Source organism: Limosilactobacillus ingluviei DSM 15946 (genome assembly GCF_001435775.1).
GTDB lineage: Bacteria > Bacillota > Bacilli > Lactobacillales > Lactobacillaceae > Limosilactobacillus > Limosilactobacillus ingluviei.
The window spans coordinates 39,132-64,097 of record NZ_AZFK01000016.1 but is presented as its reverse complement, the minus strand read 5'-3'; the positions used below and the strand labels follow the sequence as shown (position 1 = coordinate 64,097).

Sequence of the window (24,966 nt, the reverse complement as noted above, 5' to 3'; positions counted from 1 at the left end):
GCGCCGTTTTAATTTGCTCGTTAAAATTTCATTGCATCCAAGAAGGCGGCAATTCGTTCCGTTGGCCGGTTAAAGAAGGCCGCGCTGGTACCGGCAAACTCAACTCGCCCATCTTCGACAAAGACGATTTGATCCGCAACCCGCCGGGCAAATTCCATGTTGTGAGTTACCACAATCATTGAATTTTGCCGCTTGGCCAAATCCTGCAAGACCCGCAGGACTTGGGCTTCCAGCTCAGGGTCTAAGGCACTGGTTGGTTCATCAAATAAGATGTAGTACGGATCCATCGCCAAGGCCCGGCAAATCGAAATCCGCTGTTGTTGCCCCCCAGACAGCTGCCCCGGGTAACGGTGGGCCGTCTCGGCCAAGCCTACTTGCTCTAAGAGCGCCAAAGCCCGCTTTTCGGCTATCGCGGGATCTTGCTTGAGCACATGAATAGGCCCCGCCGTAATATTTTTTAAGATGGTCAGGTGCGGAAACAAGTTCCAACTTTGAAAGACCATCGCCGTTTTCCGTCGTACGGCCAATACTTCCTTGTTGCTCAATGGATGCGCAAAATCAACGGTTAAATCCCCGATCGTCATCTGACCCTGTTGGGGCCGTTCCAAAAGGTTGATTGCCCGCAGCAAGGTTGATTTTCCCGCCCCCGACGGTCCCAAGATCACCGTGGTTTGGTGCTCAGGAAATTCGACCGAAACGTCAGCTAACGCATGGTGTTCCTTGTATTGCTTATCAACGTGCGTTAATTTTATCATTCCTTATTCCCCCTCGGCCACAACATAGCGTGACATCCGCTTTTCCAAGGCGTGCTGTAAAATCGTTAAAATGGTACAAAAGACTGCGTAGACGGCCGCAACAATCGAATACATCAGCAAGGGCTGGTAATTATGCGAGGCAATCTGCTGACTGACCATAAACATTTCTAGAATCGTAATCGAGCTGGCCAATGAGGTATCCTTCACCAAGCCAATGAAAGAATTGGACAGGGGCGGCAACGCTACCCGCAGGGCCTGCGGAAAAATCACCAAAAAGAGCACTTGGTGGTAAGTCATCCCTAAGGAATAGGCCGCTTCCCATTGGCTGGTCGGCAAGGAGCTGATCGCCCCCCGAATGGTTTCTGAAGCATAGGCCCCGGTATTCAAGGAAAAGGTAATAATCCCGGCCGTCCAGGCGTCAAATTGGATCCCCAGGTTGGGCAACCCAAAGAAAACAATGAAGAGCTGCACCAACAATGGTGTCGAGCGAAACAGCCACACATAGAAGGTAAACACCGCCCGCCCGAGGTACCAGAGGCCCTTGACCACCTGGTTGCCCCGGGGCGTGGACGTCCGGACCAAGGCGGTGATTGCCGCGATTACCAACCCGATCGCAAACGAGATCACTGCAATCGGGATCGTGTATTTAAGCCCCGCCCAGACAATTTCGGGCGTGGCCGTTCGAATAATTTCCCACATAATAATTCCTTTCTCGTTGTTTAAATTGCCAAAAAGGCCGCAACAAAGGCTCACCCTTGCTACGGCCTGGTCTTTGACTACGGCTTGGTAATGTCACCATCAAAGTACTTCTCGGACAAACGGGTCAACGTCCCATCCTTGCGTAATTCTGCCAAGGCCTTGTTAACCTTCTTTTGCAGCCCCGCATTATTCTTGCCCATTAAGATTCCAATTGGTTGTTCCTTAATCTTGCTGGTTGGAATTTCTTGGTACTTCAAATCCGAAGCGCCGGTTGACTTTTGGTAGTACAAAAAGGCTTCCTTCGAATTCATGGCTGCGGCCACCCGTCCTTCCCGCACCAGGCTCATCGCCGTGGCAAAGTCGGTCGAAGAGACGTTTTGACCACCAAATTTTTTCACATTATCCGCGTTGGCCGTTCCCGTTGCCGCCGCAATCTTTTGGCCCTTAATGTCGCCAACTTGCTTAATTGCTTGGTCATCCTTTTTCATAATCAAGGCTGACTTCGAGTAAATGTATGGATCCGAGAAGCGGTAAGCCTTCTTCCGTTCCGGGGTCATCGCAATATCGTTGATGGCCAAATCAAACTTCTTGGCCCCAACCCCGGCAATCAAAGAGTCCCACTTGGTTGGCACAAACTTAACCTTGTAGCCCATCTTCTTCGCCAATTGTTGGGCGAGTTCAACTTCAAACCCAGTCAGCTTACCGTTTTGGCGGTAAGAGTAAGGGGCATAGGTTCCTTCCAACCCCACGGTCAAGGTCCCTTTGCTTACCAACTGCGGTTGAGTCGAACTGGCTTGCTTACCACACGCTGCCAAACCATAGACCATTAAAATCCCTGCCGCAGCGAGTCCCAAGCGTTTCATCAACTTTTTCATTGGTAAATCCTCCTTACTGTTTTGCCAACATACTTACAAACAATAAGTAGTTTACCGAACTCCCTGGGCCCCGTCAAGACAAAACCCCGGAAAAGTCCTTACCGGCCCCGCACAATTTGGCCCACGGCCGCTAAGAGTTTGTCAATCACGGCATCGGCATCGGCCTGAAAGTCACTGACCCAGTCGACTTCCGGCGTCACGCGACCTTCTTCTTGGCCCATAAAGTCATATACGACTAAGGCGGAGCCTTCTAATTTAACGTCATCATAATGACCTTCCAAAGCTTCATCCATAAAGGACTGCAAAATTTCCGTGACCGCCGTTTCAATTACCATCCGTTGGGTTAAATGTTCCCCGCGTACTTGCGCCCGCGCGATCTTCATCGCGACTTCTTCCATGTTTTCTGGAATTTCAATACTCATCGCTAAAAATCCCCTTCTTTGAACTTGTTTTCCGTTGCTAATCTTACCATAATGGCAACAAAAAGCACGAAAGGAACCTTACTGATGACCAAAATTTACTTTCAAAAAATGACCCCGGCTGGCTATGCCGCCTTGGAAGAACAGATTGCTACCCTGAAAGCCAAGCGGCCGACCCTGGTCGCGCGCCTCAAAGCCGCCCGCGCCCTGGGGGACCTGTCGGAAAATACGGAATACAGCAGTGCCAAACGGGATTTGCGACATTTAGACAGCCGCTTGCGGTACCTCGACAAACAGCTGAAATACGCCCAAATCGTCACCCCGCGCACCGACGGGGCAATTGACCTGGGCAATTGGGTGACCCTCGAATTTTTGGATGATCATTCTCAAGTCACTTACCAATTGGTGGGCCGCCAAGAAGCCGATTTACACCAGCAAAAACTAGCCTTTGACTCGCCCCTCGGTCAAGCGCTCAGTCACCACCAAGCGGGCGAAGTCGTCATCGTCACGGCCCCCGCCGGCACCTACCAGGTTAAAATCCTTAACGTCCGATCAACTGCCGCGGCGGGGTTCGGGGCTGATTAATTTTTTCTTGCACAAACCGGAACGGGTTTCATTGGGCTGGCTCCCCGAATCTAATAGACACATCACCTGATTGGCGTCTAATTAACTGCTTGTCTTTCGCGTTGAAGATGCTATACTAATTCTCGTTGTATTTTCCTAGATCTTGTGGTCTTTAACCACAAAATAGCGCGCTGACCACCAGATCTTGGGTTTAAGAGAGGAATTATCATCATGAAGAATTACTGGCATTTTTTACGCCATCAGTTACAAGGGTGGCCCCAACAAAACTACTACCTGTTCTTTTTTAGCTTGGGCTGTCAACTCATGACACTCGTTAATGCACCGCTTACCTGGCTCACTTTGATTACTTTTATCGGAACTAATTTAGGGGTGCTATGCGTGCTCGCTATTAATGCCACCAAATCCGTTAACGGTTGGTTAGGCCTTTTATCAGCTCTTTGTTTTGCCATTGCTGGCTTCCATGCCAAGAACTATCTGAGTATTTTTGAGCAGCTGGCCTACGTAATCACCTTAGATATTCCAGTTTTACTGTCCAGCAATTGGAATCTCAACTTAGCCGCTAAGATCCGCCGCTTTACTTGGCGGAGTTGGTGCGTTGCCTTAGTCGCTACGGCGGCTGTCTACGTGCTTTCCGGCACCCTGCTTGCCCGGTGGACTGATGATCCCCGGCCATGGATTGATGCCATCAGTTTTTCCATCAGCCTCTCCGCCGGGGTTATCTGCTTCTTGCGGTACAATAATCAGTACTTCTGGTGGCTGGCTTCGGGGATCGCACAATTGGTCCTTTGGTTCATTTCCTTCCGCCAGGGTTCGGCCACCCTGGCCATGGCCATCAACAGTTCGATTTACGTCCTTAACGACCTGCTGGCCTTTACCATTTCACCTTGGTACAACGAACAAGAACGCCAACGCGTCAGCGCCCAGGAAGTCGCCTATGCCCAAGCGATGGGCGTGAAAATTTAACATGTTTCATGTGAAACACTAGAGTGGGGAGCGAAAATGGCATTTTCGCTCCCCACTCTGGTTTGATCATCAATTGTTACCTAGCGCTACTTGCGCCGCCCGTTGGTAAGCGTGATACGTCTGCTCATCAAAGCACACCAGCCGGACCTCCCGCAGTTGGGGCCACTGGGCTAATGCCGTCTTAATGGTCGCAATGGCCACTTGGGCGGCTTTAGCCACCGGATAGGCATAAACTCCCGTGCTGATCGAAGGAAACGCCACCGTTTGACAACCATGGGCCACTGCTAACCGCAGGCTGTTACGATATGAGTTAGCCAACAACTGCGCCTCGTTGTGCTGCCCTCCTTGCCAGACGGGACCCGGGGTATGAATAATATACCGGGCGGGCAGCGCAAACCCTGGGGTCAAACGGGCCTCACCGGTTGGACAGCCGTGCAGGCGGGCACAGGCCACGTCCAAGGCTGGCCCCGCGGCCCGATGAATCGCCCCATCAACGCCGCCCCCACCCATTAGCGTTGTATTCGCCGCATTCACAATCGTATCAACTCGTTCCAGCGTTATATCACCTTGTTTAATAATTAACCGCCCCATCATGCTCACCAAATATTTACGCGTTGGTCAGGGGCCAGGTACATCGGATCGCCAGGTTGGACCCCAAACGCCTGGTAAAAGTCCGCCAGGTTTTGCACTTGAACGTTCGCCCGTAATTTTTGCGGCGCATGCACATCGATTGCCAGTAGCAATTGTTGATACTCCTTGCGCGCCTTGGTACGCCAAACCCGGGCCCAATTAATGAAGAAGGCCTGGGCATCAAAATCAGCTTCGGTCTTCGCGGCACTAAGCGCGCAGCTCAAACCGCCGGCATCAGCAATGTTTTCTGACACCGTGAGTTTCCCGTTAACTGTTTGACCAGCAAACGGCAAGCCATCAAATTCATCAATCATCCGTTGGGCCAGTTGCTTGAAGTGCGCGGCATCCTCAGCCGTCCACCAATTGCTCAAGTTCCCGTATTCATCAAACAACGCCCCGTTATTATCGAAGGCATGTGAGATTTCATGGGCAATCACCGCCCCAATGCCACCGTAATTTTGGCTGCTGGATTGGGTCAGACTGTAGAACGGCGCTTGTAAAACTGCCGCGGGAAAAACAATGATATTCTTGAAGGGATGGAAGTAAGCATTGACCGTCGCCGGGCTCATTTCCCACCGCAACCGATCCACGGGCTGATTGAAACGGGCAAACAGGTCTTGGCGTTGCACTTTTGTCAACGCCAGGACATTAGCCAGCAAGGTTTGGTGCGGATCCACTTGCAACCGGTCATACAGGGCGGGAATCTGGTCTGGGTAGCCCACTTGCACCCCAAGGTGATCCAACTTGGTAATTGCCTTTTGCCGCGTCGCTGGACTCAACCAATCGTTGGCTTGCAGCCGGGCCTTGTAGACGGCGATCATTTGGTGCACCATGTGTTCCACATCGGCCTTCGCTTGCGCCCCAAAATAGCGATGCGCATAGTAGCCGCCCACAACCTGACTAAAGTAGCCGTTCGTCAGGTAATAGGCCGATTTGGCCTGACTAATCGGGGCTTGACTCCCCGACAGGGCCCGACCGTATTCCCCCGCTAAAATCCGGCATTCATCCGTGAGGAAGCTGGCTTCACCCAAGACCCGGTTCACCAACAACCAAGCTTTAAATTCGGCAAAGTGATCCCGCAGCAGCCCGTCTAAGGCGGCATAGTATTCCGGTTCCGTCACAATGACTTGCGTTGGGGTTTGACCAAGCAAAGCAGTAATCCATGCTTGCAGATCCAGTTGGGTAGTGTGGCCAACAAATTCCGCCAATGATTGGGGATTGTACATCTTGCTGTAGTCCGCGGCTTCTTCACGGCTCTTTACATGGGGCGCAATTCGCGCATCAAAGGCGATGGTTTGCTCTACCAACCGCTGTTGGTCAGCAGAGGAGTAGCCCAACTTCGCCAACAACTTGGTGGTCATTTGCCGCCAAACCTCCAGCAATTGTGGCCCCTGTTCATTTGTTGACTCGTAGTAAGTCTTATCCGGTAAAATCAAGCCGGGAGCCCCGGCAAACAAAGCGTTGACCTGGGCATTTTTCATGTCCGCGTCAACGTCAAAGGCGACGGGGAGCGCTTCCCCGCTTAAGGTCCACGCTACCAAGTGGGGTTGCACATCTGCATACGAATCCAGGGCCTCAATCTCGGCCAGTCGCGCTTGCAAGGGGGCCACCCCTTCTTGCTCCCGGCGCGTAAAGTCTTTCGCCAACGCATACAATTGGACCGCTTGCTGTAATTTAGCATCCGTTGGTGGGGTCGTCAGCATGGCATCCAAATCGGCCATCAATTGCTTTTCAATCCCATCGACCAAGTCGTTAAAGCCGCCGGTCGCGGGCTTATCGGCCGGAATTTGCGCTTGTTTGACCCAATCGCCATTGACGGCTTGATATAAATCTTGCCGGACGGCTGCTACATCAATTGTCATTTCAACTTCCTCCTTGCTGCTAAAACACTTTTCTTTTTATTATAGAAAAATCCGGCCCAAAATACCAAAAAAGGACTGGTGAGAAAAGATCCTTCTCTCACTAGTCCCCTTTGTCAATCAAGTTATCCCACCGTCAAAACCCACATAAAAATAATGAAGATAAAGAACAGGGCGTACATAATCGGGTGGACCTCCCGACCGCGCTTAGCGGCAATCATACAAATTGGGTACATGATCAGCCCTAAGGCCATCCCGTCAGAAATGCTGTAAGTCAGTGGCATCCCCAAAACAATCAAAAATGATGGCACGGCCACTTCTAAGTGACCCCAATCGACGTACTTCAGTGATTGGGCCATTAAGACCCCGACAATAATCAAGGCCGGCGCCGTCACTTGGTCGGTGACCACCGTCAGCAACGGTGAGAATAACGTCCCCACCAAGAAGCAGATCCCTGTAACCACGGCCGTTAATCCTGAACGCCCCCCAACGGCAATCCCCGCTGAGGATTCAACGTAGGCCCCCACGGGCGAAGTCCCAAAAATCGACCCAGCTAACATCGCCGTCGAATCAGACATCAAGGCCTTCCCGACCCGGGGCATTTGGTTATTGCGCATGAAACCCGCTTGTTGGGCCAAGCCAACTAATGTCCCCGCGGTATCAAAAAAGGTTACCAATAAGAAGGTTAAGACCACAACCCACATTTGCGGGGTATTAATTTCGCCGACGTGCTTGACGGCTACCCCAAAGGTTGGGGCTAAGCTTGGCGCACCCGAAATCAACCGCGCCGGCATTTTGATCAGCCCGGTTACCAGGCCCAGGCCGGCCGTCAAAAACATTCCAATGAAAATCGCCCCTGGTACCTTCCGGATCATCAAAATCGTCGTCACCAATAAACCAAAGATGGTCAACCAAGTCGTTGGCGTGGTAAAAGAACCCAGGCCAACGACCGTCGACTTATTCGCTATGACCAAGCCCCCTTGGTGCAAGCCCAAAAAAGCAATAAAGAGGCCAATCCCACTGGAAATGGCGTACTTTAAATCGCTGGGAATCGCATTAATGATCATTTCCCGCAACTTAAAGATCGTAATCAGCAAAAAGATTAACGACGCAACAAAGACCCCAGCCAGGGCAGTTTGCCAGTCCACCCCCATGCCAATCACCACGGAGTAGGAGAAAAAGGCATTAATCCCCAACGCCGGCGCCGTCGCAATCGGGTACCGCGCTAAGAAGCCCATCAACAAACAGCCCAACGCACTAGCCAAGGCTGTCGCTGTAAAGACTGCCCCCGTGTCCATCTTCGCTGCTCCCAAAACGTTCGGGTTTACAAATAAAATATACGACATGGAAATAAAGGTCGTAATCCCGGCCAAAATTTCCCGCTTAATCGTAGTATTAAGCTTATCTAACTGAAAGTAGCTGTTCAACCAAGTCACAGTTTCTCTCCCTTTCCAATTATTAACGAACAAAATCACGTTAAGTATCTTATAATATTCGCTTAACTTTGTAAAGGAAAAATGAAACTTTTTCGCTTGCAGCCCTTCAGCTTTTTGGTCATCCGTTGGGATCGCCAGCCAGTGGGCCGGCTTGGTTTGGCTTTACCAATTCCGTTTGCTCCACGCCCGGCCATCCAATTCGGCGGCGGCCAAATCCAACCGGTGCTGTTGCTCAGCTAATACCACCTGCAATTGGGCCAAAAGCGCCCGGTCCGCATAAGCTGGCAACGCGGCTTGTAATTCCGCTACCGTTTGGTTCACCCATTCCTCATTCATTAAAATTCCTCCGTTTCACGTACCAAGCGCAGGTTCGCGGTTAAATCATCCAATTCGGCTTGTTGAGCCAACAGCACCGCGCGCAGTTGCGCCAATTTTTGGCGCTCTTTTGGGGCCGTCACTTGCTGGGCCAACTGGTCTAACCGCGTGGCCAACCACTGTACGCGATCCGCAAACCGACTGGGTTGGGGCAGCGTTAGATACTGCTGGTAGGCCACCGCCAGACCTTGGCGCTGAGCTTCGGTTTGATAGGCAAATTGGCTGATCACTAGCGGTGGCAGCCACCCCATCCCGGTAGCTTGAGCCAAGCCTTGCAAGGGCCGCAAATACTCATCGATCGTAAACCCCTGCTTTTGACCGGCGCCAAATTCATCCCTAGGCCGGCCCAAGCTCACGACTACCCCTAATTCCTTCCCCGCTAAACGGGTATGATCCGGTCCGAGCAAAGCGTCATCAAAAATTTCATCCAGCCACTGTTTCATAATCGCCGGGACGCTATACCAATACAAGGGAAACTGGAGAATAATCCGGTCGGCTTGCCATAATGCTTGCCGCTCATTGTAGGGGTCGAACGGTGCCGCTAACGGGTGCCAAAGCGCTAAATCCTGACTCAACGCCTTTAAAAAAGGCTGGGTGCTTGAGTCCGCCAAGGCCGGGTGCCCCACGACAACTAACGTTTTCATTGCGGTTCCCCCCACTCGTGTTGTGCCATCGCTAAAACCGCTGGGGTCACTGCCACCGTTAAAAAGCGTTGCAAAGGCGTTTCCGTGTGGCGATCCTTAAACGCCATTGGCTCGGCCTTTAAAATCACCACCGGTAAGTTGTTTTCCGTTAGCATTAATTGTCCAACCCCCGTGAATTTCCCCTTGGTGTGCTTGCCGGTCCGCCAAGTATGGACTTTAAACTCACCATGGGGATCTAATTTTAACTGGTACGTCCCGTTGGCATCAGCTTCCACGGGCACCCCATAGAACCGTTGTACCTCATATTGATTCTTTTTGCTCATCTTGATTTACCTCATTTAATTTCGTTTGGCGATCTGCAAGCGCTTCATTCCGTGGTAAGATAAAGGTATCTTACCACTTAGGATTGACGGGCGCCACGCGAATGCCCCACCGCCCGCTTTAGGAAGGGATGAAGCTGATGACCAAAGTTGTTACTGCCAAAGAAATGCAAGCCCTTGATCGCCACACCATCGAAGAAGTCGGGATTCCGGCCCTGGTTTTAATGGAACGGGCGGCCCTGGCCGTGGCCGACCACATCTTGGCGTTGCCAAAGGAAAAACGCCACCAAGTAGTGGTGGTCGTTGGCAACGGGAATAACGGGGGCGATGGTTTAGCGGTTGCCCGCCTGCTCCACTTAGCCGGGACCCCCGTCAAGTTGCTGTTCGCTCTGCCGCCAACCCAAGCCAGTGAGGCCAACCGGGTTCAACAGCACGCCTGTGCATATTACCAACTGCCGGTCACGACCGATCCCGCCGTGTTAAGCGAAGCCACCCTCATCGTCGATGCCCTCTTGGGGATCGGCATTGATCGCCCAGTTGAGGGCCACTATGCTGACTTGATCGATGCCATGAACCAAGCCGCGGCCCCGATCGTTGCCATTGACCTTCCTTCGGGAATGAACACCGATACTGGCGAAGCCATGGGAACCGCTGTTACGGCCGCCTCCACCGTCACCTTAGCCTACCTGAAAGTTGGCTTGACGACCCCGGCCGGAGAAGCACAGGCAGGGCACATCATCGTCGCCGATCACATTGGAATTTATGATCTATAAAGCAAGTAAAAAAGGGACGCTGAGTAGCGTCCCTTTTTCCTTGCTTTAAGTGGCGATTAGGCCCGGGACTTGTAAACCCCATCAGCCGTGTTAACCACGATTTGGTCCCCATTCTTGATGAAGGATGGCACGTTCACCACCAACCCAGTGTTCAGCGTGGCTGGCTTGCCCCCACCATCAATCGTGGCCCCCTTGATTTCTGGTTGCGTGTCAACCACTTCCAGGGTAACCGTCGCTGGCAATTCAATCCCAACTAATTCGCTGCCCACGAATTCCATTAAGACTTCCATGTTTTCAACCAAGTACTTCTTTTCTTCCTTGATTTGGGCTTGGTCAATTTCGTATTGTTCGTACGTTTCCAAGTCCATGAAAACTGACGTGGTCCCTTCATCGTAGAGGTATTGGGCATTGCGCTTGTCAACGTTGACTTGTTCCACCTTTTCGGATGGCCGCATCGTCGTGTGCACAATGGAACCAGAACGCAAGTCTTGAATATCCATTTGCATCAGGGTGTTCCCCTTCCCTGGCTTGTGGTGGTTAATGGCTAAGACCCGTAATAACTTACCGTCGCGTTCAAAAACCATGCCCTTCTTCAAATCAATCGTTTGAATCATTGTATTTCCTCCTCATTAGGCTCCCCAAGCTGACGAGCCGACGTTAATTATGCTCAGTTCCTGGCTGCTTTATCCCAACCAGGGCATTCTTTACAATTATATCATGCAATCCGTTCCTGACCAGAGTTATTGTTCTTTCAACAACCCCGGTGCGGGAATTCGCAACAGTGTGTACTGACCGGCGGGCCGGTTCACACGCAAGCCCAAACCGTTTAAAACCGTATTCCGGTAAGTAACATCCATCGTGGCAACAAAGGCATGGGTGGTATTCCGGTCTTCTTTTTGCAACCGGGCAGCTTGCCACGGATAATCCCGGGCCTCCGCCGGAATTAGTTCATCCGTTGTGACCACCGTCGCATAGCGGGCACTGACCGTATTTTTGCGGGTAGCCGTGGCGTACGTATACGAAGCCACCTGGTGTTTGCCACCAGCACTCTTATTCCCCAGCACGTAGTAATAATCGCCCCCCGCACTGCTTAATTGCAACGGCGCATACTGGGTCGTGACTTTAACTGCCGCTTGATCCCGGTAATCAACGGACCGGGCAAACGTTAAATAATACATCCCGCCAACCCAGCAAAAGGCTACCAATAAAAAGCCCACGTATTTGGCCATCAACATTTTATCTAAGCGATTCCCGGTCTTGGCAATCAGCATCAATTGGTGCACCCGAATATAGTGAATGACCCAACACAGGTATACCAAGGCCCCAAGCCAAAGCAACCAGCCTAACCAATTCCATGTCATTATTTGTCTCCATCCTTTTACCAGAGTCAGCATTCTGCCGTTATGTTAGCATTGTACCACACTTACCCTGAATTTAAGATTGGCCAATCCGAGATCAATGGGGTAAAATGATAAAAGTTATCACTTTTACGGAAATTTCCAGGAGGCCTTATAATGGACGAATCAAACAACCTGTCAATGGAAATCATTAATTTTGAAAAGGAATTTGATCTGATTGACAATCAAGTTGCCTTTGGCAGCCAACTGTCAGTTGAACGGGTCCACGATATCAAGTCCCAAGCCAGCCAAGCCACCGAAGAAGAAGCCGGATTATTGCGCAAGTTCATGGACTCCCAACGTTAAGCCCGCTCAAAAACCAAAAGCACAGGGAACGCCGCTGCGGCCCCTGTGCTTTTTAATTTGGCAACGGATTAGCCAGCCGGACCGGTAATTCCTTTGATGGCAAAGGCTTGGTGGGGTCGGCAATCCGTTTTAATAAGGTATCAATCAATTCATCTGCTAAGCTGTCAACGGGTCGGACTACCGTTGGCAAATCGGGGGCAATTTTTTGAACCAGGTGTGAGCCGTTGTAGCCGGTAACAATAAAGTCCTTTCCAAAGACTTTCCCCGCTCGCTCGGCTAAGCTGCGAATCTGCAAAGCAAATTCATCATCCGGTGCCAAGACCCCGTCAAAATCACCCGGGAAAACTTCTTCGACCTGAATTTCATTGACATCCAGGGGGGTGTATTCAAAGTCATGCTCATTCATGTAATCAACCACCCCTTGGACCCGGTTGATGGTCGGTGACGAAGAGGTGTCTTCATCAATTAAGACCGCTAAGTTTTGGCAACCCCAGTTCACCAAATAATCGGCCGCCAAGCGCCCACCACTGTAGCTATCTGACGTGACAATCGGAATCCCTTCTGCCAAATACCGGTCAAAAGAAACAATCGGGGCCCCCACCTGCTTATATTCTTCAATCCCCAAATTATGCGAACCGGAAATAATCCCATCAACTTGGTTAGCCATCAGCATCCCCAAGTATTCGTGCTCAATTTGTTCATTTTCTGCGGCTGAGGCAATGATTGTTTTGTATCCTTTAGCAAACAGCCGGGACTCTAATTCATTGACCAATTCCGCGTAAAAGGGGTTGGTCAAATTAGGAAAGATGAGGCCAATAAAGTTGGACGGCTTTCCTTGCATCGCCCGGGCCAAAGCATTGGGCTGATAATTCAGCTCTTGCATCGCCTGGTGCACCTTATAAATTGTCTTTTTGCTTAGCGAACCATAGTTGTTAATTACCCGGGAGACAGTCGTGACCGACACCCCCGCCAACTTGGCTACGTCTTTTAACTTCGCTACCATTTTTTCAAACTCCACTCACCAAAAATTATTGGGGAAATCACTTAACCAACGCATGGTGGCGTTATCATTTCCAATCAATCATCAGTATACCAATCCCGTCGGCCCATTACCAGTGCTGTTTGCCTTCCTGCGTCCGTTTGCTTCCGCTTTAATCACCAACCACAAATTGACAAAATTGGCGAATTTGCCGCTTTTTTCGAAACTTATTAAGCACTTTACCTCACCGTGCCTAAGATCGCAAAAAAGGCTGGTAAAATTCGTTGACCTGAACCCGGAATCATGCTAGTTTGAAGGTGTTAGCATCCTTATGATTTTCTTAAATTTTGGGGATCACCACAACGTTTGAAATTAAAGCTATTCACACAAAAACTGGGAATATCAAGAGGGGACTAAACTTATGCAGAAAAATAATTACGAGTTAAACAACCTACACTACAAAATGTACAAAAATGGGAAAAAATGGGTCTTTGCCAGCGTCTGTGCGTTAACGCTGTTGACGGCCAGCGGGGCGGTGGCCCACGCCGATGATCAAGCAGCTGCGCCGGACCAAGCACAAACTACGAACGCAAACGGCAGTGATGCCACCAGCACGGCGGATCAAACCACCAGCGCAACAGGCAATGACAGTGCCGCTGACAGCAACAGTGCGGCGGCTACCAGTGAAGCTTCATTAGCGCAAGTGGCAGCCACGGCTGATCAGGTCACTTTAACCAGTGCCAGTGAAGCGGCCAGTCAAGCCCCCCAAAGCGCCAATGAAAGTGCAGCTAGTGCCACGTCCCAAGCTGCCACCAGCGCTGCTTCCGCCCCCGTTGAAGCCAGCCAGGCCAGTGTTGCCATGTACAAAGCCGCTGCGACGACAAACAACGTGGATTTAAGCACCATTACCTTCTCCAACAATGCAAAGAGCCAAGCCTTTATCCAAAGTGTGGCTCAAGGGGCAATCAACGGTTGGCATACCTACCAAGTTCTCCCGTCGGTGACGGTTGCCCAAGCCATTTTGGAAAGTGGTTGGGGATCGTCATACCTGTCAACAGCCGCCCACAACCTCTTTGGGATCAAGGGGAGCTACAACGGGAACTCGATTCGGCTCCAAACCCGGGAAGTCTACAATGGCCAAAGTGTCTACATCTATGACAATTTCCGAGCTTACGCTAACAACGATCAATCCGTTGAAGACCACGGGGCGTTCTTAAACCAAAACAGTCGTTACCACAATCTGTTGGGGGACACCAGCTACGTCAGCGTGGCCAACAAGTTACGGGCGGACGGGTACGCGACCGATCCAAACTACGCCAGCGCCTTGATTAACCTGGTCCAAACGTACGGGTTGGACCGCTTAGATTCAATTGCGCTGTCGGGGGCAACCGCCGTTAACAACAAGGGCAACGGGGCCGCCAATAACGATGCTTACAACACTAGTGACACTGGCAATGGCACCAGCACGTCAACGGGGGGCACCAGTTACTACACGGTTAAAGCAGGCGACACCTTATCTGGGATTGCCAATAACTACCAAACGACCGTGAATACCTTGGCTCGTTTGAACAACTTGGCCAACCCGAACCTGATTTACGTCGGTCAACGGCTTTTGGTCCAACAAGCTGCGACCCCAAGCCAACCGCAAACCACTACCCCAGCCACCAGCACGACCACGGCTGCAACGTACACCGTTAAAGCGGGGGACACCTTGGGTCAAATTGCTGCCAACCATCAAACGAGCGTCAACCAATTGGTGCAATTAAATAAGTTGGCCAACCCCAACCTGATTTACGTCGGCCAAGTCCTGACGATTAAGCAAGCCACCTCGGCAAGTCAATCAACCACTGCTACGCCGGCTAAACCTGCCCCGACAGCTACTTACACCGTTAAAGCGGGGGACACCTTAAGTCAAATCGCCGCCAACCATGGAACTTCTTACCAAAACTTGGCGAGCCTCAACCACTTGAGCAACCCTAACGAAATCTACGTTGGCCAAACTTTAAAGTTGCAAGCTACCACCAATACCTCTACCCAAACGACAACCTCGACCCCGGCCGCTTCAACTAACCAAGGGACTTACACCGTTAAGGCGGGCGATACCTTATCAGCTATTGCCGCCGCTCACGGTACCAGTTACGAAGCCCTGGCCCAAGCAAATGGGATCAGCAATCCCAACGAAATCTACGTTGGGCAAACCTTAAAGTTTACGGCTCCTACCCGGACCACGTCAGTCACAACCACGACAGCGAAACGGGGGGCATACACCGTGACCGCGGGGGATACGCTCTATGAAATTGCCCAAAAAGTCGGGGTCAACTGGCAACACTTAGCACAAACCAATCACATCAGCCAGCCTTACACCATCTACGTCGGACAAAAATTAGCTTTCTAGCATTGAGCTGAGACGGACAACCTTAAGACAGCAGCTGTCAAATACAGCGGCTGTCTTTTCCAATTAAGAAGGGACGACTGGCGATGAACTATCAATCATTACGGCAAGATGAGCTCGAACGGGTCAGTTCGCTCTTTAAAATTCTTGGCCACCCCAAGCGATTGCAATTGCTCTACTTACTGATGCAAAACCGGATGACCGTTTCAGAAATCAGCCAAGCCTTGGATTGGGAACAGTCGGCGGTCTCCCACCAATTGCAATTGTTGAAACAAAAAAAGCTGGTCACGGCCAGCCGGCGGGGAAAAAATATGGTCTACCAATTAACCAGCCCGCAAATTATGGCCTTAATTGCCGATGCGATTGAGGATCGCAACCTCGGTCGCTAACCACCTAATCGAAAAAGCCTGGTTTACTTCGCAGTGAGGTAAACCAGGCTTTTTGTTAGTTCATGTGATCTAAGACTAATTGATTGATGACTTGCGCTTCTTCTGGTGACTTGCTGATCGTGATTAAAGTGTCATTTCCAGCCAAGGTCCCCGTAATTTCAGTCATTTGACTGTCATCAAACAAGCCCGCCAGAATCGTGGCATAATTGGAATTCGGCGTCGTTTTAATCACGTTCATAAACTGAACCATCGTAATCGACTCGACCGTATTTTCAATCGCATCATACAAGCGCTGATCGATCTTGGGGGCCGCAACTTCTAATTGTGCGTAATAAGAACGGCCATTGCCATCGCTGACTTTGGCGACGTTGAGCGCATGCAGATCGCGTGAAATGGTCGCTTGGGTTGCTTCCACCCCCGCCGCTTTGAGCCGCTTTAATAGTTCATCTTGCGTGCTGATTTTTTCGGCCGCAATCAAATTTTTAATTAACTTTCGTCGTTCCTTATTTCCCATTTTCAACACCCCTTTTAGCAACCTCAATCTTATCATAATTAACATTCAGTCAAGCCGTTTACAGGGGGATTTTTGGTGAATTTTTATCCCTTTCTAATCTTCGGCTAAGGCGTCAATCGGATTAAGTTTGGCCGCACGCCGGGCCGGCAGGACGGCGGCCAAAAAGGAGATCACAATCGCCGCTAAAAAGGCAAACACCACGTTGCCGACTTGGATTTGCACAATCTGATATTTAATCAGGTGGGCAACCGCGTGGTTGATGCCCGTCGCGGCGCACAGAGCTAAGACTAGGGCAAACAGCGCCCCAAACAGCCCAATTAACAGCGATTCAGCCGTAAACAGCCGCCGAATGTCCTTTTTGCGTTCCCCCAAGGCCCGGAGAATCCCGATTTCTTTGGTCCGTTCCGAAACTGACATGTACATCGTAACAATAATCATCAGGGCTGATACCAGCAAGGAAATCCCTGCAATAGCAGCTAAGAGGTTCGCCGCTAACTTCACGTAAGTGTTCACCCGCTTAAGGGCCGACCCAATCGTAATGGCGCCGACTACCCGTTTGTTATCCGTGGTTAAGCGATTGATTTTCGTGGCGACGGCTTCCACTTGGTCCAAGTGGTGGACCTTAACCGCCAGCATATTCGGGGCGGTGAGCGCATTTTGCGCCTGTAAGGCCGCCTTAATCGTCTGCGCATTCACCAACGTGGCACTGCTGGTGCCCTCCGTAATCCCGGCTACTTTAAGCGGCACCTTGATGACCACCGGCTGGTTATTTGAATCCACCCATTGGAATTCCAACGTGACCTGCTTGCCGATCAAGGCCTTGTTGGCATGCTCACCAAAGAGCTCGATTGCATCTTGCTTTTTTAAGACCACTTCTTGTTTGCCTGGAACGTGGCCGGCCTTCAAGAGATTCTTTTTATCACTCAACGACCACGTCTGCATCATCGCCCCGCTTTGTTGCTTGGCTTGGTTCGTTAACCGGTAGGTCGGCAAAATGTAGTTGGCTTCCACTTTTTGGACCCCCGCCAGCTTTTTGATCCGGGCTTGATCATGCTCACTGATCGTGGCGTCCTTCAGGTTGGCGCCCATGTTTTGTACCGCCATTTGCAGCCGTTCCATCGACATCTTTTTCCCCGTTGGATTCTTTAAGACGGAAATTACCTGGGGATTGGCAACCTGATTAATCTGATTTTGTAAGTACCCGTTAACGCCGTTCCCCAAACCGGCAAATAAAATTACCGCAAACAGCCCAATCCCAACACCGAGCATAATCAAAGAATTGCGCCAAAAATTATACATTAAGTGTTTAAAGGCCGTCCGGTAACTAGCTAAAGCCGGCAACGGACGCGCCTTCAACTGTGGCGCCGCTTGGGTGGGGTAGGCCGGCCGCAAGCGTTCATCGGCTTCAATCTGGCCATCCGCCAACCGAACGACCCGGGTCCCGTAATCAGCGACCGCTTGGGAGTGGGTAACGGCAATCACCAATTTACCACTTTGGGCAATTTGGTCCAAAATGGCCAGGACTTCCTTGGTATTCTGCGCATCCAGTGCCCCCGTTGGTTCGTCGGCAATGATGATTTGCGGATCAGCCGCCAAGGCCCGAGCAATCGCCACCCGCTGCTTTTGCCCGCCCGATAATTGCCGGGGGTGTTTTTTGGCGTGGTCCGCCAACCCGACTTCAGCTAATAGTTTTAAAGCCCGTTCCTTCCGTTCCGCAGCCGCGAGGGTCGTCATCTCTAAAGCGACCAACACATTATCCAACACCGTCAAATGGGGAACCAGGTTATAGGACTGGTAAATGTAGCCAACCGTCGCCCGGCGGTACTCGTCCATTTGTTTTTCCTTGGTATGGTCTAAGGGGGTGCCTTCAACCGTCACCGTCCCGCTAAACTTACGATCCAAGCCCCCAATAATATTCATCAACGTCGTCTTCCCGCCCCCGGATTCACCGAGGATCGAGACAAATTCTCCGCGCTCAAAGCGCAGATCAATCCCCTTTAAGACCGGGAATTCTTCTTTACCTAAATAATAGGATTTCCGGATTGCAGCCAGTTCTAAAAAAGCCATGTGATATCCCCTTTCCAACTACAGCAATACTTTGCTTTTTATGATACCGAATTTCACCTGGCCAAGCCAGTTATTTCCCGGGAAATCCCCGTACCGTTATGATAATTGCGTCATTTGACCATCTTCGATTTGGTAACAATGGTCCGCAAAGGCCAACAAGCGCTGATCGTGGGTCACAAGCACCACCGCCTTGTGGTGCTTGACGGCCAAAGTCTTAAACAATTGTCCGACCCCTTGGACCCGCTGACTGTCTAAGGCTGCCGTTGGTTCATCCGCCAGCACAATCGCCGGGTTGGCATAAAGCGCCCGGGCAATGGCCACCCGTTGGTTTTGGCCCCCTGACAATTGGTCCGGATACTTGGCTTGCAGTTGGTCAATGCCTAACTCGGTCAGTAAGGTTTGCAGAGCCGCCGGCGTTAAATGATCTTTTTTCACCCGGTCGACCAGTTCAAATTGCTGGTGAACCGTTAAATACGGTAAGAGATTATACGCCTGCAGGATAAAGCCCAGCCGGGTCAAACGCAAATGATCCCGCTGTTGAGCCGTTAATTGAGCTGGATCTTGACCGTTAATCAACACCTGCCCGCTCGTCGGGGTTTGCAAGCCCCCCGCAATCGTTAAAAAGGTGCTTTTACCTGACCCCGACGGACCAATCACCAAATTTAATTCCCCCGGGGCCGCCGCAAAGTTAACTTCCTTTAACGCTTGCACCTGACTGACACCGTGCCCGTAAACCTTACTGACCTGCTTTAATTCAATCAAATTCATATTTGTATCCTCCTGGTGAGCCTAGCGCAGTGCATCTAAAGGTTGGACCCGTTGGATCAGCTTCACGGGAATTAACGCGCCGACCGTCCCCAACAGGACCAACGCCCCCGTCAACCCCGCCGCCAGTGGCCATGACAATTGGAACGGCATGCTGGCCGGCAAGCCCAGCATGGTCAAGCGGGTCAAAAGCAGGCTTAAGAGCCCCCCGCTGACCATGAGCACCGCCGCCTGGCTGACCGTCGCCACCGTTAGTGTCCGCCCGGGAATCCCTTGAGCCCGCAAAACCGCATAGTTCGGCAGCTTTTGCATCGTTAAAATGTACAAAAAGACCCCGATGATGATCATCGAAATGATCATTAAGAAACCAATCATCGCCGCAAAAGTTTTGTTTTGGGCCGTGTACCCCGGCAATTTATTAACGTACGTCGCCCGCGGGTAGGCCTTTAAAGCAGTGGTATCCAATTGAAAGGTGCGTTGGGAAAAAATCGCACTGGCCGCAAATTGCGGGCCCCCTTTAACGGCTTGCCATAATTGCAAGTTCCCGTAGACGATCGGGGTCATGTTTAGCATCCCATCTTTGGCAAAGCCAACTACCGTTAAACTCTGCTTCTGCCCCGCCAGCTTAATGCGATCGCCTAAGCGGTAGCCCTTGGTCCGCAGGTTCGCCGCCAAAACGACCTGCCGAGGTTTTTGGGGCCGGTGACCACTGACTAGTTCCAAATGTTGGTAAATCGGCTGGTCGGCGCGCAGACCAATTAACTGGGCGCTTTGTTTGTGAGTCGCGCCCGTTTGGCGGCTGATCACGACTGGACTTTGGCCGACCAAACTGTCACCAGCTTTTAACGGGGGCAAATCCGCCGTTTTAATCAGCGATTGATTGAGATTGACATTCGCGCCCTTACTTAAGATCACCGTCTTGGTCGACCACGCATCAATTGCCGCGGTATTTTCATTTGCCAAGCCTAACATGAGGCCGAGCAGCATAAAAATCAAGTACCCAATCAAGGTCACCATCGCGATAATCAAGCCATAGTGAACTTTAGCGTGTTTGATCTCTTTAATCGCCAGAAACATGGGACTGCCCTCCCATCAACGCCGTCAAGGCTTGCTCTAACCGGGTTAAAATCGCATCCTCCCGGTCGGGCTCCATCAAACATTCCTTCATTGCTTGGTGGGTCAGGGTCATAACCGCCCAAGTTTGCGCATTAAAACGTGGGCCCATCGTTGGCACTGCCGCTAGCCCCAAGTAAGCTTCATTCGTGGAATAATGCAGCCGCAACAACTCTCGCAACCCTTGCTGGGCTCCGGTGGTCAAAAACTGGCGCACCTGATTGGTATAATCCGCTGGGGTTTGCGCCAATTGCCCCGCTAACTCTTCTTGGGAGTGGATCTGGTGAAGCGAGCGCCGCCAGAGGGTCTGGTAAGCATCGTTCAAATCGGCAAAGTACTTATAAAAGGCACCCCGGGCAATCTGGGCTTCCTTGACAATCCGCGCAACTTGAGCCTTGGCTAAGGGATAGGCACTAAATTCCGTCAGGAGGGCGGCATAAATCCGGGCTTGCTTTTCGGGCTTCAAATTTAAAAAGGTTTGACTTGGCATTCTGGTTCCTCCGTTCTTAGTGACATCGTGTCAACGACTTAACTTTACCCCTCGAGTGACACCGTGTCAACAAGAGTGTAAAAAAAGTTCCCGGTCCGGCCGGGAACTTAATCCCGCACTAGGGCGGGACAAATTAATGGGGTTAGATTTTACACAGATTAAGTTCGCCTGGCCGTTGGAGCGGCGGCCACGCGAAGGCGAAGCATTGGTAAATAAATTAGGCTTCTTCGCCACCAACCTTTACGATCGCCTTGGAAACTTTCCCTAACTTCCCGGCGACAAAGTCTTCCACCCCGTTCAGATCCAATTCGTGGGAGAACAGTGGCAGCGGGTCAACCTTCCCGGCTGCCAACAGGGCAATTGAATCTTCAAAGGTGTAAGGGTTAATAAAGGCCCCTTGGATCGTCAGTTGCTTTTGGAAAACATCGTAAGTGTTGACGCTAAACTTGTCGTCCGGGTTTCCGACCCCAAACATCAGCACTTGGGCCCCCCGGGCAGCGGCGGCCAGGGCTTGTTCTTGGGTGGCTGGCAAACCAACGGCTTCGACAACCACGTCAAAGTGATCCGCTGGAATTTCTTCCTTGGTGGTGTTGATCGTCTTAACGCCAAAGTGCTTCCGGTTGTTGGCCAGCTTTTCGTCCGACCGGCCCGCCAGGGTTACTTCATGAATCCCCCGGGCTTTCAGGATTTGAGCAAAGAGTTGCCCTTCAAAACCGTCCCCGATTACCAGAGCCGTTTGGTATGGGTGAGTTTCTAATAAGTCCACCCCGTGCATCGCACATGAAATTGGTTCGATGACCGCCGCGGCCTTGAGGGAAACGTTATCTGGAATTGGGTAAACCACCTTGGCTGGGGCGGTAAAGTATTCGGCAAAGCCCCCGTCACGCGTTACCCCCACCGCATCCAGGTGTTCGCACAATTCGGGACGTTGGGTCCGGCAGTATTGGCATTGGCCACAGTAGATGTTCGGGTCAACCGTTACCCGGTCGCCGACCTTAACGTTCGTCACGGCCGCCCCAACTTTGGCCACTACCCCAGAGTTTTCGTGCCCCAAAACAATCGGTGGCACCGCTGAAGCAGAACCTGGCAACCCGGCATAAAGGGCCTTGTCAGTCCCGCAAATCCCGGCAAAGGCCGTGTGCACCAGCACTTCATCTGGCTTAATGCTTGGGATTTCGTAATCTTGCACTGCTAAATCCTTAATTCCTTGTAATACAAGTGCCTTCATAACTTTTGCTCCTTCTCTCTTGTGAAAAATATCATTTGACGATTGTAAGTATAGTCGTTTGACTCATTTATGTCAACCGCTTGTCATAAACTTGCGCCCCGTAATTTTTCTGAAAACATTTGATTTAACAACCTTTTCGTCGATTGGTAAATTTCCCCAAGTTTTTTCTTTTGCTTTGTGAGTAGTCAAACTTTTTATTTTCTTTACTTCAGCCGCAAGTTGAAACCGATTTCGAGCTTGGCTTAGGATATTTCGGCATAAATGTCCGTGAAAACGCCGAAAATGCGGCATTTTTTATTGCGGGATATTATTTTTTATGCTAACCTAACAAAGGTGTTCTCAATCGGTGAATCTCAAATTGAGAACCGTCGAAAGCATATGACAGAAAGGTGGATTTGGCGTGGACAGCACACAAAACCAACCCCGCAAGCACAAATTAATTGAATACGCAAACGGGAAATCACTCGAAGAAATCAACGGCTCCGTTGAAGTGCCCCATGGCAAGGGTTTCTGGAAAACTCTCTTTGCTTATTCTGGCCCCGGCGCTTTAGTTGCCGTTGGGTATATGGATCCTGGTAACTGGGCAACTTCGATTACCGGGGGGCAAGCATTTCAATACACTTTAATGACGACCATCCTGATTTCAAGTTTGATCGCGATGTTGCTTCAATACATGGCAGCCAAACTTGGGATCGTCAGCCAAATGGACTTAGCTCAGGCCATTCGGGCGCGGACCGGGAAGGCGTTAGGAATTGTCCTTTGGATTATGACTGAGCTGGCAATTATGGCCACCGACATTGCCGAAGTTATTGGGGCAGCGATTGCCTTGTATCTTTTATTCCATATTCCATTAGTAATTGCCGTCTTTATTACGGTCTTAGACGTTTTACTACTGTTGCTCTTAACCAAAGTGGGCTTCCGCAAAATTGAAGCAATTGTGGTTTGTTTAATTTTAGTCATTCTTTTTGTCTTCGTTTATCAAGTCCTGCTTTCTGATCCGGATTGGGGCGCAGCGCTAGTTGGCTTAGTGCCTTCTACTGCCGCAGTTGCACAAGGACCTGAAAAAATGGGGATTTCTCCACTTAGTGGCTCATTAGGGATTATTGGGGCAACCGTTATGCCGCACAACCTCTATCTTCACTCCGCAATTTCCCAAACGCGCAAACTCGACCACACTAAAGCTGAAGACATCAAGCAAACGGTTCGCTTCTCCGCATGGGATTCCAACATTCAATTAACAGCGGCCTTCTTTGTCAACGCCCTCTTGTTAATCATGGGGGTTGCCGTCTTCAAGTCTGGGGCTGTCCAAGATACCTCATTCTTTGGATTGTATGAAGCATTAAATAACACTTCAATGCTGAGTAATGGTGTGTTGATTGCAGTGGCAAAATCTGGTATTTTATCCACCTTATTTGCCGTTGCCTTATTGGCTTCTGGTCAAAACTCAACAATTACTGGGACCTTAACTGGGCAAGTTATCATGGAAGGCTTTGTGCACATGCGGATGCCATTATGGGCCCGGCGCTTGATTACCCGGTTAATTTCTGTTGTACCAGTTTTAATCTGTGTTTCCATGACCGCTGGTGAAAGTGACTTACAACAACACCAAGCTATCAACATGTTGATGGAAAATTCTCAAGTCTTCTTGGCCTTTGCCTTACCTTTCTCAATGCTGCCATTATTGATGATGACCAACAGTGAGGTTGAAATGGGGCAATTTAAGAATGCTACTTGGACCAAAGTGTTAGGGTGGTTATCGGTAATTGTTCTGACGTTCTTAAATCTCTTGAATATGCCAGCCACGTATGAAGGCTTTGGCATTTGGAGCAAAGGAACTGCAGATGTTTTAGCTTGGCTTACAATTATCGCGATCTTGGCATTGTTGGCTTGGACAATTTATGAATTACACAAGGGTAATAAGCGCTTTGCGGCCGAACATCATGCCCACCCGTGGGAAACCGTGGCAACGGCGGAATAATTTCCCAGGAAATAATAATATGACAACGATCGGGGAAAACTCGGTCGTTTTTTGTTGGGCGCAGTCCCTGGAGAAATTATCCTTTCCCGACGCAAGATGATATAATGGTCCTAAAACTGACTGAAATTACGAAGAGGTGATTGCTTTGAACAATGAAGAGCGCAAAAAGCAGCTCAGTCGGGTCGAACTCTACGACACGCCCGAGCACAAGCGCGAACAAGCACGGCGCTTAAAAGATAAGCCGCTGAAAATTAAGCTCAAAGGGGTCTTAGATCAAGAATCAAAGTCTGCTCCCACCCCGGGCAGCCGCGCCGCCGTCCGGCAAGAACAAACCGCCACCCCCACCCGGGTGGAAAAGACCGCTAGCTATGACGCCCCGCGGCCAACGACGGCCCAACCGAGCCAACCCACCCCGCCGGTCTATACCGCCCCAACGGCCAGCCAGCCACAGCGCCACCATGCTTCCCGGCCAGCTGGCGGCCGTAAGAAACACCGGATTTACAAAACCATTTTAGGGGTCGCGATCGCTGCTTTAGTAGTCTTTTTTGTGGTCTTCTTGATCAAACAACAAAACCCGGTCAATACGACTTCCGACGAGACGGTCTCCTCGAGTGAGACTTCCAGTCACAAGTCCTCTAGCAGCCACAAGAAGCGGTCCCATTCCACTTCGTCGACTGCCACGGACGTCCAGGACAGCTACCAGACGGCTCCGACTACGACTTCGCAGGCCACCAGTACCACGACGGATGACCAAACGACTACCAACGGCAACGATAACCAGTCGACTTACCAATCCACACCTAGTCAACCTCAGAGGAATACTGATAATGGTAACGGCGGCACGGGCAATGGTAATACTGGAACAACCTCTGGTAACGGTGGTAGCGCCCAAAGTGAAGCAACCCCAAGTGATGGAACCGGGGCACCGGCAGAACAATAATTAAGTCACTCCCCTTGACACCACCCACCAAAATGCTATAATCAGCACTAATTGGAAGGACATGTCACCAGTGGT

The 24,966-nt window shown here is 50.8% G+C and carries 27 protein-coding genes; 8 read left to right on the top strand and 19 right to left on the bottom strand.

The features are described 5' to 3' along the window. Nucleotides 1–20: 20 nt before the first annotated feature. The 4 genes from FC43_RS02735 to FC43_RS02720 form a co-directional block, all read right to left on the bottom strand. Complete coding sequence (locus FC43_RS02735) at nucleotides 21–755, bottom strand: amino acid ABC transporter ATP-binding protein (RefSeq protein ID WP_056953892.1); 735 nt, start codon at nucleotides 753–755, stop codon at nucleotides 21–23. A gap of 3 nt (nucleotides 756–758) precedes the next feature. Further along, on the bottom strand, nucleotides 759–1,454 hold the full coding sequence (locus FC43_RS02730) for an amino acid ABC transporter permease (protein ID WP_056953890.1): 696 nt from the start codon (nucleotides 1,452–1,454) through the stop codon (nucleotides 759–761). A gap of 77 nt (nucleotides 1,455–1,531) precedes the next feature. Next, nucleotides 1,532–2,329, bottom strand: a complete 798-nt coding sequence (locus FC43_RS02725; protein WP_056953888.1) for a transporter substrate-binding domain-containing protein — start codon at nucleotides 2,327–2,329, stop codon at nucleotides 1,532–1,534. A 98-nt stretch (nucleotides 2,330–2,427) separates the two neighbouring features. Beyond that, on the bottom strand, nucleotides 2,428–2,751 hold the full coding sequence (locus FC43_RS02720) for a hypothetical protein (RefSeq protein WP_019206297.1): 324 nt from the start codon (nucleotides 2,749–2,751) through the stop codon (nucleotides 2,428–2,430). An 84-nt stretch (nucleotides 2,752–2,835) separates the two neighbouring features. Here FC43_RS02720 and greA point away from each other — a divergent pair, with 84 nt between their 5' ends. Beyond that, nucleotides 2,836–3,333 (top strand): transcription elongation factor GreA, encoded by a 498-nt coding sequence (gene greA / locus FC43_RS02715; protein ID WP_056953886.1) that lies wholly within the window; start codon nucleotides 2,836–2,838, stop codon nucleotides 3,331–3,333. Nucleotides 3,334–3,543: 210 nt separating this feature from the next. Beyond that, the gene (gene pnuC / locus FC43_RS02710) at nucleotides 3,544–4,296 is read left to right on the top strand and encodes a nicotinamide riboside transporter PnuC (protein WP_056953884.1); all 753 of its coding nucleotides are present in this window, start codon (nucleotides 3,544–3,546) and stop codon (nucleotides 4,294–4,296) included. Nucleotides 4,297–4,365: 69 nt separating this feature from the next. Here the strand turns inward: pnuC and FC43_RS02705 are convergent, their stop codons facing one another. From FC43_RS02705 to FC43_RS02685, 6 genes are all read right to left on the bottom strand, one after another. Next, nucleotides 4,366–4,887, bottom strand: coding sequence for an O-acetyl-ADP-ribose deacetylase (locus FC43_RS02705; protein ID WP_019206294.1), 522 nt, complete (start codon nucleotides 4,885–4,887; stop codon nucleotides 4,366–4,368). Nucleotides 4,888–4,892: 5 nt separating this feature from the next. Continuing rightward, nucleotides 4,893–6,788 carry a M13 family metallopeptidase gene (locus FC43_RS02700; RefSeq protein WP_056953882.1) on the bottom strand — a complete coding sequence of 632 codons (1,896 nt, stop codon included), beginning with the start codon at nucleotides 6,786–6,788 and terminating at the stop codon, nucleotides 4,893–4,895. Nucleotides 6,789–6,910: 122 nt separating this feature from the next. Further along, the gene (locus tag FC43_RS02695) at nucleotides 6,911–8,221 is read right to left on the bottom strand and encodes an NCS2 family permease (RefSeq protein WP_056953880.1); all 1,311 of its coding nucleotides are present in this window, start codon (nucleotides 8,219–8,221) and stop codon (nucleotides 6,911–6,913) included. 162 nt (nucleotides 8,222–8,383) lie between these two features. Further along, entirely contained in the window at nucleotides 8,384–8,557 is a 174-nt protein-coding gene (locus FC43_RS11225) for a hypothetical protein (protein ID WP_164478918.1), read from the bottom strand. Then, on the bottom strand, nucleotides 8,557–9,240 hold the full coding sequence (locus FC43_RS02690) for an NAD(P)H-dependent oxidoreductase (protein ID WP_056953878.1): 684 nt from the start codon (nucleotides 9,238–9,240) through the stop codon (nucleotides 8,557–8,559). Before FC43_RS02690 ends, FC43_RS11225 begins: the two co-directional genes overlap by 1 nt. Further along, complete coding sequence (locus tag FC43_RS02685) at nucleotides 9,237–9,563, bottom strand: DUF7671 family protein (RefSeq protein ID WP_056953876.1); 327 nt, start codon at nucleotides 9,561–9,563, stop codon at nucleotides 9,237–9,239. The genes FC43_RS02690 and FC43_RS02685 overlap by 4 nt, the downstream gene beginning before the upstream one ends. 134 nt (nucleotides 9,564–9,697) lie before the next feature. Here FC43_RS02685 and FC43_RS02680 point away from each other — a divergent pair, with 134 nt between their 5' ends. Further along, on the top strand, nucleotides 9,698–10,333 hold the full coding sequence (locus FC43_RS02680) for an NAD(P)H-hydrate epimerase (protein ID WP_155818327.1): 636 nt from the start codon (nucleotides 9,698–9,700) through the stop codon (nucleotides 10,331–10,333). 56 nt (nucleotides 10,334–10,389) lie between these two features. Here the strand turns inward: FC43_RS02680 and efp are convergent, their stop codons facing one another. After that, nucleotides 10,390–10,947, bottom strand: a complete 558-nt coding sequence (efp, locus tag FC43_RS02675; protein WP_019206287.1) for an elongation factor P — start codon at nucleotides 10,945–10,947, stop codon at nucleotides 10,390–10,392. Between the two features lie 126 nt (nucleotides 10,948–11,073). Continuing rightward, the gene (locus FC43_RS02670; RefSeq protein ID WP_056953874.1) at nucleotides 11,074–11,694 is read right to left on the bottom strand and encodes an LVIS_2131 family protein; all 621 of its coding nucleotides are present in this window, start codon (nucleotides 11,692–11,694) and stop codon (nucleotides 11,074–11,076) included. A gap of 153 nt (nucleotides 11,695–11,847) precedes the next feature. Here FC43_RS02670 and FC43_RS02665 point away from each other — a divergent pair, with 153 nt between their 5' ends. Further along, nucleotides 11,848–12,036, top strand: a complete 189-nt coding sequence (locus FC43_RS02665; protein WP_019206285.1) for an LBP_cg2779 family protein — start codon at nucleotides 11,848–11,850, stop codon at nucleotides 12,034–12,036. A 52-nt stretch (nucleotides 12,037–12,088) separates the two neighbouring features. Here the strand turns inward: FC43_RS02665 and FC43_RS02660 are convergent, their stop codons facing one another. After that, complete coding sequence (locus tag FC43_RS02660; RefSeq protein WP_056953873.1) at nucleotides 12,089–13,039, bottom strand: LacI family DNA-binding transcriptional regulator; 951 nt, start codon at nucleotides 13,037–13,039, stop codon at nucleotides 12,089–12,091. Between the two features lie 397 nt (nucleotides 13,040–13,436). Here FC43_RS02660 and FC43_RS02655 point away from each other — a divergent pair, with 397 nt between their 5' ends. Continuing rightward, nucleotides 13,437–15,410 (top strand): LysM peptidoglycan-binding domain-containing protein, encoded by a 1,974-nt coding sequence (locus FC43_RS02655; RefSeq protein ID WP_056953871.1) that lies wholly within the window; start codon nucleotides 13,437–13,439, stop codon nucleotides 15,408–15,410. Nucleotides 15,411–15,493: 83 nt separating this feature from the next. Then, entirely contained in the window at nucleotides 15,494–15,796 is a 303-nt protein-coding gene (locus FC43_RS02650) for an ArsR/SmtB family transcription factor (RefSeq protein WP_019206282.1), read from the top strand. 55 nt (nucleotides 15,797–15,851) lie between these two features. Here the strand turns inward: FC43_RS02650 and FC43_RS02645 are convergent, their stop codons facing one another. The 6 genes from FC43_RS02645 to FC43_RS02620 form a co-directional block, all read right to left on the bottom strand. After that, complete coding sequence (locus FC43_RS02645; protein WP_056953868.1) at nucleotides 15,852–16,310, bottom strand: arginine repressor; 459 nt, start codon at nucleotides 16,308–16,310, stop codon at nucleotides 15,852–15,854. Between the two features lie 93 nt (nucleotides 16,311–16,403). After that, nucleotides 16,404–18,377 carry an ABC transporter ATP-binding protein/permease gene (locus FC43_RS02640; protein WP_056953867.1) on the bottom strand — a complete coding sequence of 658 codons (1,974 nt, stop codon included), beginning with the start codon at nucleotides 18,375–18,377 and terminating at the stop codon, nucleotides 16,404–16,406. A 96-nt stretch (nucleotides 18,378–18,473) separates the two neighbouring features. Beyond that, complete coding sequence (locus FC43_RS02635) at nucleotides 18,474–19,145, bottom strand: ABC transporter ATP-binding protein (RefSeq protein WP_056953865.1); 672 nt, start codon at nucleotides 19,143–19,145, stop codon at nucleotides 18,474–18,476. A 21-nt stretch (nucleotides 19,146–19,166) separates the two neighbouring features. Then, nucleotides 19,167–20,219, bottom strand: coding sequence for an ABC transporter permease (locus tag FC43_RS02630; RefSeq protein WP_056953863.1), 1,053 nt, complete (start codon nucleotides 20,217–20,219; stop codon nucleotides 19,167–19,169). After that, entirely contained in the window at nucleotides 20,203–20,745 is a 543-nt protein-coding gene (locus FC43_RS02625) for a TetR/AcrR family transcriptional regulator (RefSeq protein ID WP_056953861.1), read from the bottom strand. Before FC43_RS02625 ends, FC43_RS02630 begins: the two co-directional genes overlap by 17 nt. Before the next feature lie 217 nt (nucleotides 20,746–20,962). Next, nucleotides 20,963–21,973, bottom strand: coding sequence for a zinc-dependent alcohol dehydrogenase family protein (locus tag FC43_RS02620; RefSeq protein WP_056953859.1), 1,011 nt, complete (start codon nucleotides 21,971–21,973; stop codon nucleotides 20,963–20,965). A 400-nt stretch (nucleotides 21,974–22,373) separates the two neighbouring features. Between FC43_RS02620 and FC43_RS02615 the strand changes: the two genes are divergently transcribed. Together FC43_RS02615 and FC43_RS02610 are read left to right on the top strand one after the other, a co-directional pair. Then, nucleotides 22,374–23,951, top strand: a complete 1,578-nt coding sequence (locus tag FC43_RS02615) for an Nramp family divalent metal transporter (protein WP_019206275.1) — start codon at nucleotides 22,374–22,376, stop codon at nucleotides 23,949–23,951. Between the two features lie 145 nt (nucleotides 23,952–24,096). Next, nucleotides 24,097–24,891: a hypothetical protein gene (locus FC43_RS02610; protein WP_056953857.1), complete on the top strand. Its 795-nt coding sequence runs from the start codon at nucleotides 24,097–24,099 to the stop codon at nucleotides 24,889–24,891. Nucleotides 24,892–24,966: the final 75 nt, after the last annotated feature.